This is a genomic window from Sideroxydans sp. (assembly GCF_054604835.1).
This window is the reverse complement of record NZ_JBTSFG010000004.1, coordinates 162,582-182,455: the sequence shown is the minus strand read 5'-3', so window position 1 is coordinate 182,455 and position 19,874 is coordinate 162,582. Positions and strand designations below refer to the sequence as shown.

Annotated in this window: 17 protein-coding genes and 1 pseudogene; 14 read left to right on the top strand and 4 right to left on the bottom strand. The window is 57.6% G+C overall.

Annotation, left to right across the window (positions count from 1 at the left end; translation table 11 throughout):
- Positions 1-52 precede the first annotated feature (52 nt).
- From ACYCZ5_RS08330 to ACYCZ5_RS08280, 11 genes and pseudogenes are all read left to right on the top strand, one after another.
- The gene (locus ACYCZ5_RS08330; protein ID WP_461544332.1) at positions 53-1,447 is read left to right on the top strand and encodes a surface lipoprotein assembly modifier; all 1,395 of its coding nucleotides are present in this window, start codon (positions 53-55) and stop codon (positions 1,445-1,447) included.
- Between the two features lie 34 nt (positions 1,448-1,481).
- A complete protein-coding gene (locus ACYCZ5_RS08325) occupies positions 1,482-4,238 on the top strand; it encodes a FecR domain-containing protein (protein ID WP_461544331.1) in 2,757 nt (918 codons plus the stop codon).
- A 627-nt stretch (positions 4,239-4,865) separates the two neighbouring features.
- Positions 4,866-5,159, top strand: a pseudogene (locus ACYCZ5_RS08320) (EAL domain-containing protein); the annotation flags it as partial.
- A gap of 298 nt (positions 5,160-5,457) precedes the next feature.
- Positions 5,458-5,937, top strand: a complete 480-nt coding sequence (gene soxY / locus ACYCZ5_RS08315) for a thiosulfate oxidation carrier protein SoxY (protein ID WP_461544330.1) — start codon at positions 5,458-5,460, stop codon at positions 5,935-5,937.
- A 39-nt stretch (positions 5,938-5,976) separates the two neighbouring features.
- On the top strand, positions 5,977-6,291 hold the full coding sequence (soxZ, locus tag ACYCZ5_RS08310) for a thiosulfate oxidation carrier complex protein SoxZ (RefSeq protein ID WP_461544329.1): 315 nt from the start codon (positions 5,977-5,979) through the stop codon (positions 6,289-6,291).
- Between the two features lie 57 nt (positions 6,292-6,348).
- A complete protein-coding gene (soxA, locus tag ACYCZ5_RS08305) occupies positions 6,349-7,170 on the top strand; it encodes a sulfur oxidation c-type cytochrome SoxA (protein ID WP_461544328.1) in 822 nt (273 codons plus the stop codon).
- A gap of 12 nt (positions 7,171-7,182) precedes the next feature.
- A complete protein-coding gene (gene soxX, locus ACYCZ5_RS08300; protein ID WP_461544327.1) occupies positions 7,183-7,809 on the top strand; it encodes a sulfur oxidation c-type cytochrome SoxX in 627 nt (208 codons plus the stop codon).
- An 82-nt stretch (positions 7,810-7,891) separates the two neighbouring features.
- Positions 7,892-9,616 carry a thiosulfohydrolase SoxB gene (gene soxB, locus ACYCZ5_RS08295; protein WP_461544326.1) on the top strand — a complete coding sequence of 575 codons (1,725 nt, stop codon included), beginning with the start codon at positions 7,892-7,894 and terminating at the stop codon, positions 9,614-9,616.
- Positions 9,617-9,671: 55 nt separating this feature from the next.
- The gene (locus ACYCZ5_RS08290) at positions 9,672-9,968 is read left to right on the top strand and encodes a hypothetical protein (RefSeq protein ID WP_461544325.1); all 297 of its coding nucleotides are present in this window, start codon (positions 9,672-9,674) and stop codon (positions 9,966-9,968) included.
- A 6-nt stretch (positions 9,969-9,974) separates the two neighbouring features.
- A complete protein-coding gene (locus ACYCZ5_RS08285) occupies positions 9,975-10,451 on the top strand; it encodes a hypothetical protein (protein ID WP_461544324.1) in 477 nt (158 codons plus the stop codon).
- Positions 10,452-10,495: 44 nt separating this feature from the next.
- Positions 10,496-10,990 (top strand): DUF302 domain-containing protein, encoded by a 495-nt coding sequence (locus tag ACYCZ5_RS08280; RefSeq protein ID WP_461544323.1) that lies wholly within the window; start codon positions 10,496-10,498, stop codon positions 10,988-10,990.
- Positions 10,991-11,029: 39 nt separating this feature from the next.
- On the opposite strand, the gene ACYCZ5_RS08275 is transcribed toward ACYCZ5_RS08280, so the two are convergent.
- From ACYCZ5_RS08275 to metG, 4 genes are all read right to left on the bottom strand, one after another.
- Positions 11,030-11,860 (bottom strand): HDOD domain-containing protein, encoded by an 831-nt coding sequence (locus ACYCZ5_RS08275; protein WP_461544322.1) that lies wholly within the window; start codon positions 11,858-11,860, stop codon positions 11,030-11,032.
- Between the two features lie 232 nt (positions 11,861-12,092).
- Positions 12,093-12,998, bottom strand: a complete 906-nt coding sequence (locus ACYCZ5_RS08270) for a quinoprotein relay system zinc metallohydrolase 2 (protein WP_461544321.1) — start codon at positions 12,996-12,998, stop codon at positions 12,093-12,095.
- A gap of 55 nt (positions 12,999-13,053) precedes the next feature.
- On the bottom strand, positions 13,054-14,445 hold the full coding sequence (gene sthA, locus ACYCZ5_RS08265) for a Si-specific NAD(P)(+) transhydrogenase (protein WP_461544320.1): 1,392 nt from the start codon (positions 14,443-14,445) through the stop codon (positions 13,054-13,056).
- A 25-nt stretch (positions 14,446-14,470) separates the two neighbouring features.
- A complete protein-coding gene (gene metG / locus ACYCZ5_RS08260; RefSeq protein WP_461544319.1) occupies positions 14,471-16,537 on the bottom strand; it encodes a methionine--tRNA ligase in 2,067 nt (688 codons plus the stop codon).
- A gap of 176 nt (positions 16,538-16,713) precedes the next feature.
- Here metG and dcd point away from each other — a divergent pair, with 176 nt between their 5' ends.
- The 3 genes from dcd to ACYCZ5_RS08245 all read left to right on the top strand — a co-directional run bounded on the left by dcd (position 16,714) and on the right by ACYCZ5_RS08245 (position 19,814).
- Positions 16,714-17,280 (top strand): dCTP deaminase, encoded by a 567-nt coding sequence (gene dcd / locus ACYCZ5_RS08255; protein ID WP_461544318.1) that lies wholly within the window; start codon positions 16,714-16,716, stop codon positions 17,278-17,280.
- Complete coding sequence (locus tag ACYCZ5_RS08250) at positions 17,280-17,501, top strand: hypothetical protein (protein WP_461544317.1); 222 nt, start codon at positions 17,280-17,282, stop codon at positions 17,499-17,501. Before dcd ends, ACYCZ5_RS08250 begins: the two co-directional genes overlap by 1 nt.
- Before the next feature lie 66 nt (positions 17,502-17,567).
- Positions 17,568-19,814, top strand: a complete 2,247-nt coding sequence (locus ACYCZ5_RS08245; RefSeq protein WP_461544316.1) for an Orn/Lys/Arg family decarboxylase — start codon at positions 17,568-17,570, stop codon at positions 19,812-19,814.
- Positions 19,815-19,874 lie beyond the last annotated feature (60 nt).

Below are 19,874 nucleotides of genomic sequence, written 5' to 3'. Positions count from 1 at the left end.
GGTTCGCATGAGAAGTCGGTCATTGCTAAGTTTCATGACTGTTGTTTGTTGCATGAGCTTCGGTCTGCAGGGCGCGTCCTATGCGGCGGGCGGGGTGGTCATTCGAGCCTTCTCGGCGCGTCCAATGCCCGTCGCACCTGTTGCAGATAGCACGGCTAACCAGCAGCAGGGCTCTAAAGTTGATGTACCTGAAGAGTTGCTGCGTAATGCTGAAGGATTGCTCAATGCAGGCAAAGCTGAAGAGGCATATCAGTTGCTGTCGGCGAAAGATTTTGAATACTCCGGCAATTCTGAATTCGACTATCTATTGGGAATAGCTGCGCTTGATAGCGGCCATCCGGATAAAGCAACGCTTGCCCTAGAGCGTGTTCTGGCGGTTGATCCAAACTTTGCGGGCGCGCGATTGGATATGGCCCGTGCGTATTTCCATCTGGGCGACCTTCCTCGCGCCAAGACTGAACTCGAAGCGGTGATGAAGCAGGAGCCGCCGGAAGCTGCGCGTATCACTATCGAGAAATATCTGGCTGCGATCGATTCGGCAGAGGAGGCTAAGAAGACGCGTTATTCAGCCTATCTGGAGGGTACTGTCGGCCGTGATACGAACGTCAATAATTCCACCAGCCAATCGGATGTAGCCATCCCAGCGTTCGGTGATCTGGTGTTCACTTTGAATGCCACCAGCCTGAAAACACCGGCCACTTACTATATGGGATCTGTCGGCGGGGAAGTTAACCATGCATTCACTGACCAGTGGAGTGTCAATGGCGGTGTCGATCTACGGCAGCGCAACAATCATAAGATGCATACATATGACTTTGGAAGTTTGGATACCCGAGCCGGCGCTGCCTTTGCAACGGGTGACGAAGTTTTTCGATTGGGCCTGACTTGGGGCTTCTATGAGCAGGCACATCTGAAGAACAGAAATTCATACGGGTTCACGGGGGGGTGGCAGCACACTTTCAATTCCAAGAATCAGCTCAATGTGTTTGGGCAATACGGCAAGAATCGATATTCAGATCCCACTTATCAGGTGAACGATTTCAATCAAGCAGTCATCGGTGCGGGGATGCTGCATATTTTGGATGACGGTAAATCCGCGCTGTTTGGCAGTATCAATGGGCTAAAAGAAGGCGCGGTGCATGACCGTGCTGACGGAAGCAAATCTGGCTATGGCTTGAGGTTCGGTGGACAAACTTCACTCAGCGAAGAGGCGGAGGTGTTTGCCAACGTTGGCTTTCAAAGAGGGCAGTATGACAAAAGGAATCTCGCCTTCCTGGTCAAGCGCGATGACAAACTGTCCGATGCCACATTGGGTGCTAATTGGCATTTTGCGAAGCTGTGGACGTTCCGTCCCCAGATCAGTTATTCACGCAACAAATCCAATATAGCCATTTACAGCTTTGATCGTATCGATGCATCCATGACGGTACGCAGGGATTTCCGATAGTCTGCATGTGCAACATTCTTGAATGAGGTTGATCATGAATATCACCAAGCAAATCAAATATTTTCTAACCTTCGTATCAGTCAGTCTGATGCTTTCGACTCAAGTTGCGGAAGCAGCCGTGGCCGGTAAGGTTCAATTCGTACACGGGAATGTAAAGGTCACGACTTCTGGTATTACGCGTGTTCTAAAGAAGGGCGACAGGATATCCGAGGGGGATTCCATCTCCACTGCGATGTCATCATCGGCCCAAATAAAAATGTTGGATGGGGGCTTTGTCGCGATCCGTCCGAATACGCAGATGAAGTTCGACCAATTTGTATTCAATGGCAAGCAGGACGGCACTGAGCGTAGCTTTTTTTCACTGCTCAAAGGCGGTTTCAGGGCAGTGACCGGCCTGATCGGTTCCAAGAACAAGCGCAACTACAGAATCAAGACACCCTCAGCCACTATCGGTATTCGTGGCACCGATCACGAATCATACGTTGTGCCACCTTTTGGACCAATGGGAGGACCAATGGAAGGCCCCGCTGGTGGCCCTCCCGCTGGTCCACAGCCCGGGACATATAGCAAAGTGAACGTAGGTGAAACGACACTCATGACGAACCTGGGCACGGTCAATGTGCTGCCAAACCAAATGGGCTTCTCAAGCGGGCTGAATGCACTGCCTGTCTTGGCACCGATCAATACAAGTATCTTCACGGTAGCTGCCGCCCCTAGCAAAACCATCAAGGAGAATGAAGAAGACAATGCCGGCAAAACTGGGCAAGGCGCTTCGGGGCAAAAGGATGGCGAAAAAAATCCGCAGGATGGTAATACGAACCAAGCGGGGAAAGGCGGGGACCAGGCTCGCAAGAACGGAGATGGAAACAAGGCGCAGACAACTGAAAATGGACCCGCGCCCACGGGTGATGCCCCTGCCGGTCCTGCGCCAATCAGGGCTGTTGCGGCGGATGCTGCACCAGTAGGCCCCGGGGCTGTCTTGAACAATCCTCCTCCGGTTGGTGCTCTGCAACCGATGCCTGTAATAAATGCCCCGCAGTTGCTCGTCCCTGTTGTGCTGGTCAACTCAAGCTCAGGTGCAACATTGAACACCACTACGCAAACGTTTGTTCAGGACGGAACGACGACGCCATTGGAAACGCTACTTCAGGGTGGAACGACGACGATATTGACCCCTGTGGTGACTGCACCGGTGACTAACCCCTATGTGGTGACCTCATTGATGGTCTCTGATAGTTTGTCGCTCTCCACCTTCTCCAAACCTTACAGCTTCGAGACATTGCCAGCCGCCATCTTGCCGAATGCAACGAATCCTAGCTTTACAGTGATCTGGGGTGGCGGCTGCACAATTCCACCATGTAGCACGGGTGAGACTTATACTTTGACCGGTGCATCAGTTGCAGAGACAGGCACTGCGAGCAGCGTTAGCACGACTGGGATCAAGTTTGGGCGTTATGCGCCTGCACCTGCGTCTGTGCTGACGCTGACAACAACAACGACATATTCTGGAGCTGCGCCTTCTACCACCACGCAGACGTTTTCGGGTGGCTACGGAAGCTGGATCACCGGTCCTAGCGTGAATCCGTTCTATCTGACGGAGGCTTTGGTTGGTACCGCGACTTATGTATTCGATGGCGGTACCGCACCAACCATGCAAGACGGGACGCTAGGGACGATCGGCTCGGCCAGTTTGTCAGTCAATTTCACCAATCAAACTGTTGGGGCGAATCTGGCATTGAGCGGAGGTGGTATTAGCTGGACAGCCAGCGCCACCGCGATGCCACTGACTTCCAATAGTGGCGTCGGCAATTCCCGCTCTCACTTCGATACTTATGGCGGCGGCACACTTAATGTGTCGGTGGGCGGGGTAGCTGGACAGGGCTATATTTCCGGCCAACTTACCGGCAATGGCGTCAACGGCGCATTTCTGCAGTACTTCTTGACCGATGCCTCGACGCAGAGCATCAGCGGAGTCACGGCATTCAAACTCGATACGTTCAACGGTGCACCTGCCACCACGGTCAATCTGGCTATACCGTATCAATTGGTAGCGATTTCCAGATATGACGCACTCGGGGTCTCTGGAAGCGGCACAACTTACTTTGATATCAACGGAGCTTTTAATAACGCAGGTCGTGTGCTCAAAGACGCAGCGGGAAATCTCACCCGCTTTGACATGGCACCCAATAACAATAGTGGTGGGCAAATCGTCAGCCAGAACTCCAATAGCATATCCATCGGAACCGCTCTAGCAGTCAATCAAGGTAAGGACGCAGTTTCGGGAATCAGTTGGGGCCGCTGGCAAGGCGGTAATCTGGGCGTGACTGACCGTGTGACGAACACGGCATTAGCCTCCATTAGCAATACGGGGAGCAGCCTGCATTGGCTGACGGCGCCGGTGATGACTGGACCGGTGACCTTGCCGGCTTCGGGTACGTATACCTACACACTGGGGGGCGGCACCAGCCCGACTGACAATCTGGGCAACGTAGGCACCTTGAACGGGGCCACCTTGCAGGCCAACTTCACCGCGATGACAGTGAATGTCGGGGTGAATGCCACGGTAGGGGCGACTAACTATGTGGCGACCGGTACAAACTTGCCAATCCAGCAAACGATTTTCGGCGATGGCAACGGAGGAGGGACCTTCACCGCTACGGCAAACGGTGCTGCGATACAGGGAGGACTGGGCGGTTCATTCACCGGCATAGGGGCTACCGGCGCCGGAGTGGTGTACGGCTTCCAAAACAGTACAACGACCATCAATGGTGTCCTGGCTTTCCATCGCTGAGTGATTGGAATGCATGAAGCCCAAGGGCCTGCAGTGACTGCGGGCCTTTTGTAGGGGCAAGGAATATGTCGGCATGACTGGTTGCAACAGCGAAACGCATCCATGATCTGCTGCGCGGGCGTCGCCGCCCGTCACACTTGAGGCCACGCAGCAACTGCACTTTGCTCACGCTTGGGGGGCTCCTGGTCGGCACAACAATAGCCCCCTTGTGGGCAGGTTTTTCTTTTTCACGCCCTCTGTTTTTGCGCTATCGTTCGTCTTGCGAACAGAAAGTGCACCTATCTACCTTGATGTTGTGCTGTGTTGAGTGCAATGGATAACGAATTTTGTCTGGGGATGTGAGACGCCCGGCGGACAGGGGCGGGGTTGCAATCCATCACCAGTAAGCAGGGGAAACAAATGCCTCCGGAAAGTAAGAACAAGGTAGCGACGGCAAAACCGCCCAAGGTATCAGCGGTAAAACGGGCGAAGAAGACGGAAGTCAAAGTCGAGAAGTTGATCCCGCTTCGTCCTTAATCTGGTCGGCATCGGTGCTTCGGCGGGCGGTCTGGAAGCATTGTCCGCGCTCGTTGCCGCATTGCCCACCGACCTCGGCATCAAACTCAGCATTGACGATTTCGGCACCGGCTTTCTTCGTTGGCCTACCTGCGCCGTTTGCCGATCCACGAACTGAAGATCGCCCAGCATTTCGTCGTCGACATCGCCACCAATGCAGATGCGCAAGCCATCGCCAAGACCATCCTGTTGATGGCGCAGGCGCTGGGTTTCAGCGTTGTGGCGGAATGCATCGAGACTGCGGAACAACTCGACGTGCTGCGCGGTGCGGGTTGTGACATCGGGCAAGGCTATCTGTTCGCGCATCCGTTGAGCGGCAAGGAATTGATCGCCAGTTTCGGCAAGGACGCGATCTTGCTGGAGTGATCCGGCTGTACTGCCCCCTTCGATCTGCTGCAAGGTCTTCCGCTCCACCGGGTGCGTCCGCACCCGGTGCAGTTATCGTGTCCAGCACCGCCCTTCCGGCATATTAGCCGTTGTTAAAAATCACACTTAATAGTTGTATTCATTACCCATTAGGGCTACGTAAGGGTTATTGACACCGTAATCTTGTCAGGTATACGGTTCGGCTCTGCTGCGAGGCGGTGAGAACCGTCCACGGTGGAATACGCAGGCGAGTTTGCAGTCCTTGTTTTAACAACGAAACGGGAAAGGGAGAATCTTGATGAGTAAAGAGATAGATCTGGGACGTCGCAAGGCATTATCCACCGGGGGCATTGGCTTGCTGGCCTTGTTCGGCGGTGCGAGTCTGCTGCGTCCGGGTGCAGCGCTGGCCGAGTGGAACAAGCCGGCATTCACATCCAAGGCAGTAGACGAGGCATTGAGCTCGCTGGGGGCAGCCAACCCGGAAGAGAATTCAACCCTCATCCGTTTGACCGTACCCGAGATCGCCGAGAACGGCTCGGTGGTGCCGGTCGGTATCTCCAGTTCGCTGCCCAACGTCGAGCAGATCGCCATCATGGTGGACAAGAACCCCAACGTGCTGGCTGCGGTGTTCAATATCCCCGCAGGCACTGCGGCCGAGGTCACCACCCGCGTGAAGATGGGCAAGACGGCGCATGTGGTGGCGCTGGTCAAGGCCGACGGCAAGTACTACCGCACTTCGAAAGAAGTCAAAGTCACGGCAGGCGGCTGCGGCGGCTAGCCGTAGCGGACACTCACTCATTCGCACAAGGAAGACAAAATGGGCAAACCAATGAAGATACGTGCCTCCGTCAAGGATGGCATGACCGAAGTCAAGATCCTGATGCAACACGAGATGGAGACCGGCCTGCGCAAGGATGCAGACGGCGCCCTGATCCCGGCCTGGTTCATCACCGAAGTCAAAGCCGAATACCAGGGGCGCGTCGTGCTGGACGCACAGTTCGGCCAATCGATCTCCAAGAACCCCTACCTGATGTTCAGTTTCAAGGGCGGCAGCGCCGGGGAAAAGGTCAAGATCAGCTGGGTCGACAACAAGGGCGATTCACGCAGCGACGAGGTGACGATCTCGGCATAAAAGTAAAAATGAATTGGCTATGCGACTGCATGGCCATTTTTCTATCAGGGAGAACAAATGAACACCAATCAAATATGCAGGGCAGTGATGGTGCTGGCATTGTCGACCAGCCTGACGGCGGTGGCGGAAGAGAAAGCGGTCACCGATTCGGAGCGCATCGAGCAATACCGCGAGATGATCAGTGATGGCAATCCCGCCGAGTTCGACGAGATGCGCGGTGAAGAGCTGTGGAAGACACCGGGCGGTCCGAAGAATGCCAGTCTGGAGAAGTGCGATCTGGGCAAGGGCAAGGGCGTGGTGAAGGGCGCTTATGCCGAGATGCCGCGTTACTTCAAGGACACGAAGAAGGTGCAGGACTTGGAATCGCGCCTGCTCACTTGCATGACCACCTTGCAGGGCATCCCGGAAGAGCAGATCACCGCCAAGCCGTTCGCCTCCACCAATAAGGAATCCGATATCTCCTCGCTGACCACCTACGTGGTCGGACAATCCAAGGGCATGAAGATGAAGGTCTCCACCAAGCATCCCAAGGTGAAAGAAGCCTATGAGATCGGCAAGCGCATCTTCAACTACCGCGCTGGCCCGTATGACTTTGCCTGCTCCACCTGCCATGCCACCAGCGGCGTGCGCATCCGCATGCAGGACTTGCCCAACATGCGCAGCAGCAAGAAGGACGCCCAGACTGCCTACACCGGCTGGCCCGCCTATCGCGTGTCGCAGGGTCTGACCCGTTCCTTCCAGTGGCGCTTGAACGACTGCTTCCGCCAGCAACGCTTCCCGGAACCGAAGTACGCATCCGAAGCCACCATCGCTCTGACCACCTTTCTGGCAGTCAACGCGAACGGCGCTGAGTATGTCGGCCCAGGTCTGAAACGCTAGGAGATGACGAACATGAATACAAAATCAATGATTGGATTCGCGGTCAGTCTCTCGCTGGCCATGGTTGCTGTACCGTCGCAGGCGGGTGATTCTGGCAAGGATCTGGACGCCAAGACCGCCAAGATCGTGAAACGCGATTTCCGCGACAAAGGCATCGCCAAGGCGACGCGCGTCAACCAGGACGAGTTGCAAGCCGCATGCAGCAAATACGTGGACAAACTGCCCAAGAAGCTGAAAGCCAAGCTGGAAGCCAAGGAAGCCGAAGCCATCCAGTGGCCGGCGGACGGCAAGTTCATGGGTGACTGGAAAGCGGGCGAGAAGCTGGCCCAGAGCGGCAAGGGTATGACCTGGAGCGACAAGGAAGAAGATCCGCGCGGCGGCAACTGCTACAACTGCCACCAGCTGTCTGCCACCGAGATCGCCTACGGCACCATCGGCCCCAGCCTGCTGCACTTCGGCAAGGAACGCGGTTACGGCGAAGATATCCAGCGCTACGCCTATGCACGCATCTACAACGCCAAGGCCGGCAACGCATGCGCCAACATGCCGCGTTTCGGTCACATGGGCATCCTCACCGAAGCTCAGATGAAGGATCTGGTGGCACTGCTGCTGGACCCGGAATCGCCAGTCAACAAGTAACGCGTACTGATCCATCCCTCCCGTTCGCGGGGGGATGGAACCTTGCACACTTAATCAGCCTGTTTTCTACAAAGGAAATCAGATGGGTATGAATCGACGCGAATTCCTGCAGATACTGGCCATCGCCTCGGCGGGCGGTTTCGTGCTGAACAGCAACCAATCCTACGCCGCCGGAGATGCCTCGCGCATGTACGACTTGCCGCGTAAAGGCAACGTCAGTCTGCTGCACATCACCGACTGCCACGCGCAACTGAATCCTATCTTCTTCCGCGAACCGGAGATCAACCTCGGCATCGGGGCCATGAGCGGACAAGCGCCGCATCTGGTCGGCAACGCGCTGCTCAAGCGCTTCGGCGTCAAGCCCGGCTCGCCCGAAGCGCATGCCTATACCAGCCTCGACTACATCGAAGCCGCGCGCCATTACGGCAAGGTCGGCGGCTTCGCGCATCTGGCCACGCTGGTCAAACAAGTGCGCGCCGCGCGTCCCGGCGCATTGCTGCTGGACGGCGGCGACACCTGGCAGGGCAGCGGGCAAGCCTTGTGGACCAAGGGGCAGGACATGATCGACGCCTGCCTGCTGCTCGGTGTGGACGTGATGACCATGCACTTCGAATGCATGTATGGCGCGGACCGCATCAAGGAAGCCGAAGAAGGCTCGCTGCAAGGCAAGATGGACATCGTCGCCCACAACGTCAAGACCACCGACTTCGGCGATCCCGTGTTCAAGCCTTACGTCATCAAAGAGATGAACGGCGTGCCGGTCGCCATCATCGGCCAAGCCTTCCCCTACAGCACCATCGCCAACCCGCGCTACTTCGTGCCTGACTGGTCCTACGGCATCCAGGAAGACAACCTACAGGAAACGATCAACGAAGCGCGCAGCAAGGGTGCGCAGGTCGCCGTGCTGCTGTCGCACAACGGCATGGATGTTGACCTCAAGCTGGCCTCGCGTGTCACCGGTCTCGATGCCATCCTCGGCGGCCACACGCACGACGGCATCCCCGCGCCCATCCCGGTGAAGAACGCCGGCGGCGTCACGCTGGTGACCAATGCCGGTTCCAATGGCAAGTTCCTCGGCGTGCTCGACTTCGAAGTGAAGGGTGGCAAGGTCAAAGGCTTCCAATACAAACTGCTGCCGGTGTTCTCCAACCTGTTGGCGGCGGACAAGGACATGGCCGCGCTTATCCAGAAGCATCGCGCGCCCTACGCCGCCAAGCTGGACGAGAAGCTCGCCACCACCGACGGCCTGCTCTATCGCCGTGGCAACTTCAACGGCAGCTTCGACCAGCTTATCCTCGACGCGATGATGAAAGAGAAGGACGCGCCCATCGCCTTCTCGCCCGGTTTCCGCTGGGGCACCTCGCTGCTGCCCGGCTCGGACATCACCATGGAAGACGTGCTCAACCAGACGGCGATCACCTATCCCTACAGCACGCTCACCGAGATGACCGGCGCGCAGATCAAGAACGTGCTCGAAGACGTGGGCGACAACCTGTTCAACCCCGACCCGTATTACCAGCAGGGCGGCGACATGGTGCGCGTGGGCGGACTGGAATACACCTGCGAACCGGGCGCTGCCATGGGCAAGCGCATCCAGGACATGCGCCTGAACGGCAAACCACTGGACGCCAACAAGACCTACAAGGTCGCCGGCTGGGCGCCCGTGTCGGAGGCCGCGCGCGACAAAGGCGGCGAACCGATCTGGGATCTGGTCGCGCGCCATTTGCGCAACGAGAAGGTGGTCAAGGTCTCGACACCCAATGTACCGAAGCTGAAGGGAGTGGCGGGTAATCCGGGCATGGTTTGAGAAGCAACCGGATACCCATTGTTAACGATGAAGTGAAACGAAAGGGGAGAATCAAATGGAATCACAAGTAATCCTGGGCATAAACATCGCGGCCATCGGCGTGATGCTGATCTGTATGTATCTGGTGTACTCGCTGCGCAGCAAGATACCCGGCGGTGTCGTGGGCAAACAGTGGGGCCTGTTGACCTTCATGGTCACGGTGTTCACGGCGGGCTATTTCGTCACACCGTTCTTCACCCAACTGCCGCCCAACATCATCAACATGTTCGTGGCCCTGATCTTCCTGTTCGGCGCGGTGTACGTGCTGATCACCGTGCGGCTGATCTTCCGTGTCATCGAAGAACTTGTCTAAGTGGTCATGGATAGCGCCGCTGTATTAGTCAAAACAGACAAGGGGGTAGCAGAGCTGGCGCAGCGCAGCGACGCAGTGCCGCAAAAGCTGCGGGCCATCCTCATCATGGTCGACGGCAAGACCCGCTTGGAAGACTTGTTGGAACGTTATGCCGGACTGCCCGAGTTCGGTGAGCAACTGACCTGGCTGCTCGACAACGGCTTCGTTGCCGTAGCGGGCAAGCCGGCAGGCACGGCTACCCGCGCAGCAACGGATCAAGCCGCGTTCACGCCCGCTGCAACAGGCCGTGCCGGGCTCATCGAGCTGGCGCAGCACCTGCTCGGCGCGCACGGGGATAAAGTCATACAACGTCTGCAGGAGACGGAAGATGCCCGCGATGCACTGGTGCAGGCAGTGGAGCGTTGCTGCAAGCTGATCAAGCTATCCATAGATGAAAGCAAGGCAGAACAGTTTCGTACGCTGGGATTGAAACTGTTGGCGTAGCATACGGCCATCGCCGAACGTCGCACGCAATGAAAGGAAGCAAAATGAAAACACTCCAAACCCTCATCGCCACCCTGCTGCTGGCCGTCACCCAATTCGCCGCCGCAGAAGGACTCAGCTACACCAACGTCCAGTTGCAGATCGCGCACATCCAGGTGCAGGACGACATCAGCTTCGACGACGCTGTGGAATCGCTCAAGCTGCGCGCCAACCAGCACAACCTCAAGTTCGTCGGCGGCAACCCCATCTACAAAGAGATTGAAGCCCTCACCGGAAAACCCGCCAAGCGCATGGAGATCTTCAACTTCTGCGACGGCCTCACCGCCAACAAGATGCTCGCCGCCGACCACATGATGATCGCCTTCATGCCCTGCCGCATCGCCATCATCGAAGACAAGGCAGGCAAGCGCTGGGTCGTCTCCATGATGATGGACCTCAAGATGATCAAAGCCCTGCCGGAAGACACGCGCAAGAGCGCCGAGAAAGTGATGGCCGCCATGAAGGACATGATGGTGGCGGCGAGTACGGGGGATTTGTAAAAGGGGAGTTTGGCCGGCTGTTTGCTGCCGGGATGAAACCTAAATAAACATCCCGCGCGCAGCAGACAGTTCGCCCTTAAAAATATCAAAGAATGATTGGCAAGTTTCTTTGCTAAGGAACATTCTTTTTGCGGCAGCGACGTCATCCCAATTGACGATCTTTGTGGTCGCTGGTTTCAGTAAGTTCGCAACCGTCACAACGTCTGCATAACTGATTGTTGAACTCTCCGGGTCGTAATGCAGGTCTTCATGTATCAATACGACCTCGGTTATTTCAGTTGGAAATGACCAATCGAGCAATAGCCTATTCCCGATGATCGCTCTGAACCTTCTGGATAGAGAGTCGAGAATGGCCTCGTCCAGATTTGAAACCATCTTCTCAGCGTGTAGACATAAAGGCAGAGTGCCGATGTCATGAATGAGTCCGGCCATCATCGCCTGATCAGGATTCAGGTGTCTGTGGTTCTTGGATAGCACATAGCTGATCGCAGCCACTTCCTTGCTATGCGCCCAAAAATCGGCAATATGTTTTTTTACGGCCGGGTGCGTCGCGTTAGACATCTTGTTCATCGAGAACGTGATGATGATATTTCGCAGCATCTTGTATCCGATTCTGGATACGGCCGCCATGAGCGTATCAACCTGCGGCTTGCCGGCATAGAGCGCGCTATTGGCTGTCTTGATGATCTGCGATGAAAGCACAGGGTCTGTTGCGACGATTGCCACGATTTGCTGTGTGGAGACATTCATATCATCCAGCATGTTCTGAATCTTAAGTGCCAAATCAGGCATTGCAGGCAGTCGAATCTCGTCATTCTCGATTGCCGCAAACAGTCTTTCTAGAACAGGTGATGTCTCTTGGGTGCTCATCTGGTTGACGTGAATTGATGTGGGAATATATACAAAGGGGGGGGCGTATATATCATGAATACTCTCAATGCCTCAATATGCCATTTGGCCTATATATTTCCAAAAGTATCTATGTATTTTTGTTGTGCACACGCGTTCGTGAGAACGATCTGTGATCAACATCAGTTTTGTGAAATCTGATTTCTAGCCAATCCTTAATTTTCAGGCTACCTCTGGCATTGCCGAAAGGTAGCTACTCCCACTCCAACATCGGAAACACCCTGGCGATATTGCGCCGGTTGGTGATGTCGAACAGCAGCCACTTATCTTTCTCCGATTGCGCGGCGGTCTCTATGGTCTGCTCCATGCTGTCGCCGCGTGCGATGGCGGCGCGCACGTCGCCTAACAGCGCCGCGAGATAACGCTTCTCATCATCCAGCGCTTTGCCGCCGTTCGCGGTGACGGGGCCGTGGCCGGGCACGAGGCGGGGGGCGTTCACGTTGCGCAGGGCCTCGATGACTTCCAGCCATGCGGCCAGATTGCCGTCCACCGATGGGGTGCGTTCGATGGAGAGCAGGTCGCCGGTCCACAGGATGTCGGTGGCGCTGTCTTGCACGCTGAGGTCGGAAGGGCTGTGCGCGACAGGGTGGGCGGTGAGGCGCAGCGTGCGGCCGCCGAGGTCGAGTTCGCGTGTGGTGTCCACTGCCAGATCGGGCGCGATGAGTTCACTGCCGGCGGCATCCTTGCCCACCCATTCTGGCTGGTTGCGCAGATAGACTTCCTTGCGCAGCGCCATCTCGTTCGCCAGCTTGGCGTGTCCGACGAACACCGGTTTGTCCTGTTTGAACGCGGCGCTGCCCAGAGCGTGGTCCGGGTGGACGTGGGTGGTGATGACGTACAGGATGGGCAGCTTGGTGACCTTGCGGATCTCTTTGCGCAGGCTTGCACCTACGGCAGGCGATCCGCCGGTGTCGATCACCGCCACGCCTTTGCTGCCGACGATGAAGCTGGTGTTGCAGATGTCACCGCCGTAATGCCCGGAGAGGTCTTTGTGTTCGCCGCGATGGACGTACACGCCAGGGGCGACGTTCTCGATGTTGAAAGGCGCCGCGAATGCGAGGGCGGGGAGGAGTAAGAGCAAGCCGAGTAATTTGTTCATATGCGCCTTTCAATAGTGAGACGAAGAAACAAAACGATGATGTGCCGCCGACTGCTTATCCCTTGTTGCGCCGCTCCATCTGATGTGTGCAATCCAGCGCCGCCAGTTTGTAGCATTCTGCCAGCGTCGGGTAGTTGAACACGTTGCTGATCAGGTCGCGCACGCTGCCGTTCAGGTTCATCACCAGTTGCCCGATGTGTACCAGTTCGCTCGCCTGTTCGCCCACGATGTGCACGCCCAGCAGTTTGCCGCTGCGCGCATCCACGACCAGCTTCAGCAAGCCCTGCGCGTCGCCGATGATCTGGCCGCGCGCGCTGTCCTTGAAATAGGCGCGCCCGAGCACGTAGGGGATGCCCGCCTGCTGCACTTCCTTCTCGGTCTTGCCGACGTAGGAGATCTCGGGGATGGTGTACACCGCCATCGGCATGTTCTCGGCGGACTGTTGTTCCGCACCGCCGAAGGCATGCAGCACGGCGCTGCGTCCCTGTTCCATGCCGGTGGAGGCGAGTGCGGGGCGGCCGATCAGGTCGCCTACCGCGTAGATGTGTGGCACGCTGGTCTGGAACTGCGCGTTGACCGTGACCCAGCCTTCATCCAGCGCGATGCCTGCTTTATCCACTTGCATGCCCGCGCTGTTCGGTTCACGGCCCTGCGCGAACAGCACGGCATCGGTGCGGAATTCCTTACCGCTCGCCAGCCGCGTCAGCACGCCGTGATCCTCGCGCACGATCTCGGCCACGCGCTCTTCCATGTAGAAGTCCACGCCCATGCCGAGGAAGCTGTCGGCCAGCACGCCCACCACGTCTTCGCTCAGGTAGGTCAGCAGTTGCTTGTGGCTATCCACTACCGATACGTGCACGCCGAGCGCGGCGAAGATGGATACGAATTCGCAGGCGATCACGCCGCCGCCCACCACCAGCAGGCTGTCGGGCAGATGGCGCAGGTTGAGGATGGAGGTGGAATCGAGCACCGTCTTCTTGTCGAAGGGGATGTTCGCCGGGCGGCGCGGACGCGAACCGGCGGCGAGCAGGATGACTTCAGCAGAGATTTTGCGTGTGTTGCCGGAAGCGTCGGTGACCTGCAGCGTGTGCGCATCGACGAACGACGCCTCGCCGGGGATCAGCGCCACGCCGTGTTTCAGCAGGCGTTTCAGGATGACCGATTCCTGTTGCGCGATCACGCCTTCCTTGCGGCGCACCGCGTCGGCCAGCAGACCGTGGCGGCTGCGGCTGTCCGGCGCGAGCGCGGAACGCATGCCGCCGGAACGCGACAGCAGATACGCCACCTCGCGCATCGCCTTGCTGGGGATGGTGCCGGTTTGCAAGCCCGCGCCGCCGAGCTTGGGTTTGCGCTCGATGATCGCCGCGCGTTTGCCCATGCGCGCCGCCTGCCAGGCTGCATGTTGTCCTGCTGGGCCGGAGCCGATGATGAGGATGTCGTAGTCCATCTGCTCGGCTCCTTGGTCGATTGGATTATTTGATGCGCATGCCTGGCTGTGCGCCGTCGTCCGGCGACAGGATGAACAGGCCGGGCTCGCTGCCGGAGGCGGCCAGCACCATGCCTTCGCTCAGACCGAACTTCATCTTGCGCGGCGCGAGGTTGGCGACCATCACGGTCATGCGGCCCTTCAGCTTCTCCGGATCGTAGGCGGACTTGATGCCTGCGAACACGTTGCGCGGTTTCTCTTCGCCGATGTCCAGCGTCAACTGGATCAGCTTGTCCGCACCCACTACGTGCTCAGCGTTGACGATGCGCGCCACGCGTAGGTCGATCTTGCCGAAGTCGTCGATGTTGATGGTCTCGGCGATGGGGTCGATCTGGCGCTGCTGGTGTTCGGCGTGGCGGGTCTCGGAATGGGTGTCGGTCATGGGTTTAAGGCTTTCCTGGTTGGCGGCGACCATCGCTTCGATCAGCTTGGGATCGAGGCGGGTGGCCAGATGTTGGTAGGTGTTGATGGTGTGGCCGGCTGGCAGTGCTTGCCATGTGCCGTTCCACACGATCGGTTCGATGTTCAGGAAACTTTCCACTTGCGCGGCGAGTTCGGGCAGAACGGGTTTCAGGTACAGCGTCAGGTCGCGGAACAGGGTCAGCGCGGTGGAGCAGACTACGTGGAGCTCTGCTTCCTTGCCTTCCTGCTTCGCAATCGCCCACGGTGCCTTCTCGGCGATGTACTGGTTCGCCACGTCGGCCAGACGCATGATCTCGCGCAGCGCGCGCGCGTAGTCGCGCTCTTCAAAGCAGCGCGCGATCTCGTTATCGTTGAACGCGCTCCTGAATTCAGAACTGGCAGCGGCATCGCAATCGCCCAGCTTGCCGTCGAACTTCTTGCTGATGAACCCCGCGCAGCGGCTGGCGATGTTGATGTACTTGCCGATCAGGTCGCTGTTCACCTTGGCCACGAAGTCCTCAAGGTTGAGGTCGATGTCTTCCATGGTGCCGTTCAGTTTGGCGGCGTAGTAATAGCGCAGGTATTCGGTGTTCTTGATGTGGTCCACATAGCTGCGCGCGGTGATGAAAGTGCCGCGCGATTTGCTCATCTTCTCGCCGTTGACGGTGAGGAAACCGTGCGCGAACAATTTGGTCGGCGTGCGGAAACCGGCGTGCTGCAGCATGGCAGGCCAGAACAGCGCGTGGAAATACAGGATGTCCTTGCCGATGAAGTGGTACAGCTCGGCGTCGGAACCTTGTTTCCAGTAGTCGTTGAAATCGATGCCGGTCTTCGCGCACAGTTGCTTGAAGCTGCCCATGTAACCCACCGGCGCATCCAGCCACACGTAGAAATATTTGCCCGGTGCATCCGGGATCTCGAAGCCGAAGTAAGGCGCGTCGCGCGAGATGTCCCAGTCGGTCAGCTTGTTCTCGCCTTCTGCGCCCAGCCATTCCTGCATCTTGTTGGCAGCCTCGGCCTGCAGCGAACCGCCGCGCGTCCATTCACGCAGGAAGTTCTGGCAGCGCGGGTCGGAGAGCTTGAAGAAATAGTGGTCGGAGTTGCGCAGTACCGGCGCAGCGCCGGACACGGCGGAGAACGGGTTGATCAGGTCGGTGGGTGCATAGGCCGCGCCGCACACTTCGCAGTTGTCGCCGTACTGGTCCTTGGCGTGACACTTGGGGCACTCGCCCTTGATGAAACGGTCCGGCAGGAACATGTTCTTGACCGGGTCGAAATACTGCTCGATGGAGCGCACCTCGATCAGGCCGTTGCCTTTCAGCGTGCGGTAGATGCTCTGCGCGCGCTCCTTGTTCTCGGCCGAGTTGGTCGAGCCGTAGTTGTCGAAGTTGACGTGGAACGCGGAGAAGTCGTCGAAATGTTCCTGCCACACGCGGGCGATAAGCTGTTCCGGCGTCACGCCTTCCTTCTCGGCGCGCAGCATGATGGGCGTGCCGTGGGTGTCGTCGGCGCAGACATAGTGGCAGGTGTTGCCGCGCATCTTCTGGAAACGCACCCAGATGTCGGTCTGGATGTATTCGACCAGGTGGCCGAGGTGGATGCTGCCGTTGGCGTAGGGCAGGGCGGAGGTGACGAGTATCTTGCGGGTCATGTGGCTGATTTCCTTGAAAAGCGGCTGGATGGCGCACTGCGGCGTCGTGCGCCTTGCATTGCATCCGTCCCGCTCGATTTTGCTTAAATTCGATGAGGGCGCGATTGTAGCAAAACCCACGCACCGCCGAGGAATTAGGTAAAATCGCGCCCGCAAAAACCCTTCAAGGAATCGTGATGAGCATCAAGTCAGACAAATGGATACGCCGCATGTGCGAACAGCACGGCATGATCGAGCCGTTCGAACCCCAACAGGTCAAGGAAGCGAACGGCCAGAAGATTGTGTCCTACGGCACTTCCAGCTATGGTTACGACATCCGCTGCTCGCGCGAATTCAAGCTATTCACCAACATCAACAGCACTATCGTCGACCCCAAGAACTTCGATCCGAGTTCCTTTGTGAACGTCGAGGCTGATTACTGCATCATCCCGCCCAACTCCTTCGCGCTGGCGCGCACCGTGGAATATTTCCGCATCCCGCGCAATGTGCTGACCGTGTGTCTGGGAAAGTCCACTTATGCGCGCTGCGGCATCATCGTCAACGTCACGCCGTTCGAGCCGGAATGGGAAGGCTATGTGACGCTGGAGTTCTCCAACACCACCCCGCTGCCCGCCAAGATCTACGCCAACGAGGGCGTGGCACAGGTGCTGTTCTTCGAGAGCGACGAAGTGTGCGAGACCTCCTATAAAGACCGTGGCGGCAAGTATCAGGGCCAGCACGGCGTCACCCTGCCGAAGATCTGATGGACAAGTTCAAACAAGTCGTCTGGCACTCACCCGAAGGCGAGGTGGTGGCCTGCTACGAGAAGAACAAAGTGATGCAGGAGAACCTGGCCGAGATCGGTCAGGTCTGCCGCGACGCGCTGGAAGACGCGGTGCTCATGGGCTGCGACGAACAGCAGTTCCGCGAAGTGCTGGCCGATCTGGTCGCCACCCTCGCCAGTCCGTATCCGGCTGGCAATTAACACCCCCTATCGCTTGCGCATTCTGCGAGAATTCCCATCACTATTTAGCTCCAGCAGGAGAGAGACATGAAATTCCATTTTCCTATCATCATCATCGACGAAGATTACCGTTCGGAGAACGCCAGCGGACACGGTATTCGCGCGTTGGCCGAGGCGCTTGAAAAAGAAGGAACCGAAGTCGTCGGTATGACCAGCTACGGCGACCTGACTTCCTTTGCGCAGCAGCAAAGCCGCGCTTCAGCTTTTGTGCTGTCCATCGACGATGAGGAATTCGGCGGGGGCAGCGCGGAAGAGACGGAAATGGCATTGCGTACCTTGCGCTCGTTTGTGCAGGAGATCCGCTTCAAGAATTCAGACATCCCCATCTATCTGTACGGGGAAACGCGCACTTCGCGTCATATTCCCAACGATATCCTGCGCGAACTGCACGGCTTCATCCACATGCACGAGGACACGCCGGAGTTCGTGGCGCGCCATATCATCCGTGAAGCGAAGTCGTATATGGATTCGTTGGCGCCGCCATTCTTCCGCGCGCTGGTGGGTTATGCACAGGATGGTTCATATTCCTGGCACTGCCCGGGTCACTCCGGCGGTGTGGCGTTCCTGAAGTCGCCGGTGGGGCGCATGTTCCATCAGTTCTTCGGTGAGAACATGCTGCGTGCCGACGTGTGTAATGCGGTGGACGAACTGGGACAGTTGCTTGACCACACCGGGCCGGTGGCGGCTTCGGAGCGCAACGCGGCGCGTATCTTCAATGCGGATCATTTGTTCTTCGTCACCAACGGCACATCGACTTCCAACAAGATCGTGTGGCACTCGATGGTGGCACCGGACGACATCGTGGTGGTGGACCGTAACTGCCATAAATCCATTTTGCACGCGATCATGATGACCGGCGCGGTGCCGGTGTTCCTGACACCGACCCGCAACAACTTCGGCATCATCGGACCGATTCCGAAATCCGAATTCGAGATGGCCAACATCCAGAAGAAGATCGATGCCAATCCGTTCATCAAGGACAAGACCAAGAAGCCGCGCATCCTCACTATCACGCAAAGCACTTACGACGGTGTGATGTACAACGTGGAGATCCTGAAGGAGATGCTGGACGGCAAGATCGACGCACTGCACTTCGACGAAGCCTGGCTGCCGCATGCCGCCTTCCACGATTTCTACAAGAGCATGCACGCTATCGGCAAAGGCCGTCCGCGCGCCAAAGAATCGATGATCTTTGCCACGCAATCAACGCACAAGTTGCTGGCCGGTTTGTCGCAAGCTTCGCAGATCCTGGTGCGCGACAGCGAAGAGCGCAAACTTGATCGCGACTGCTTCAACGAAGCCTATCTGATGCACACCTCGACTTCGCCGCAATACGCCATCATCGCCTCGTGCGATGTGGCTGCCGCGATGATGGAACCACCCGGCGGCACCGCGCTGGTGGAGGAAAGCATCTCCGAAGCGCTGGACTTCCGCCGCGCCATGCGCAAAGTTGAAGCCGAGTTCGATACGGACTGGTGGTTCAAAGTGTGGGGCCCTGATTATCTGTCTGAAGATGGTATGGCCGACCGTGAGGACTGGGTGTTGCGTGCGGATGATCGCTGGCACGGATTCGGCAAACTCGCCGAAGGATTCAATATGCTCGACCCGATCAAGGCCACCGTGGTAACGCCGGGACTGGATGTGGGTGGTGACTTCGCCGATAGCGGTATTCCCGCCAGCATCGTCACCAAGTATCTGTCTGAACACGGCGTGGTGGTGGAGAAGTGCGGCCTGTATTCCTTCTTCATCATGTTCACTATCGGCATCACCAAGGGACGCTGGAACAGCATGGTGACCGAGCTGCAACAGTTCAAGGATGACTACGACAAGAACCAGCCGCTATGGCGCGTGTTGCCGGCATTCATCGCCAAGAACCCGCGCTACGAAAAGATCGGCCTGCGCGATCTTTGCGACCAGATCCACGGCATCTACAAAGCTAACAACGTGGCGAAGTTGACCACCGAGATGTACCTGTCCAACATGGTTCCCGCAATGAAACCGTCGGACGCTTTCGCCAAGATGGCGCACGGCGAGATCGAACGCGTGCCGGTTGACGAACTGGAAGGCCGCATCACTGCTGTGTTGCTCACGCCTTACCCGCCCGGTATCCCGCTGTTGATTCCCGGCGAGTGCTTCAACAAGACCATTGTTGATTACCTGAAATTCGCGCGCGAATTCAACAAGAAGTTCCCCGGTTTCGAGACCGACATCCACGGTCTGGTGTCGGACAAGGTCAACGGCGAGCGCATCTACTTTGTGGACTGTGTGAAGTGATTTGTGGCGGCACACGAAAAAGGCAGCGTCAGAGCGCTGCCTTTTTTTATGGGCTCTGCC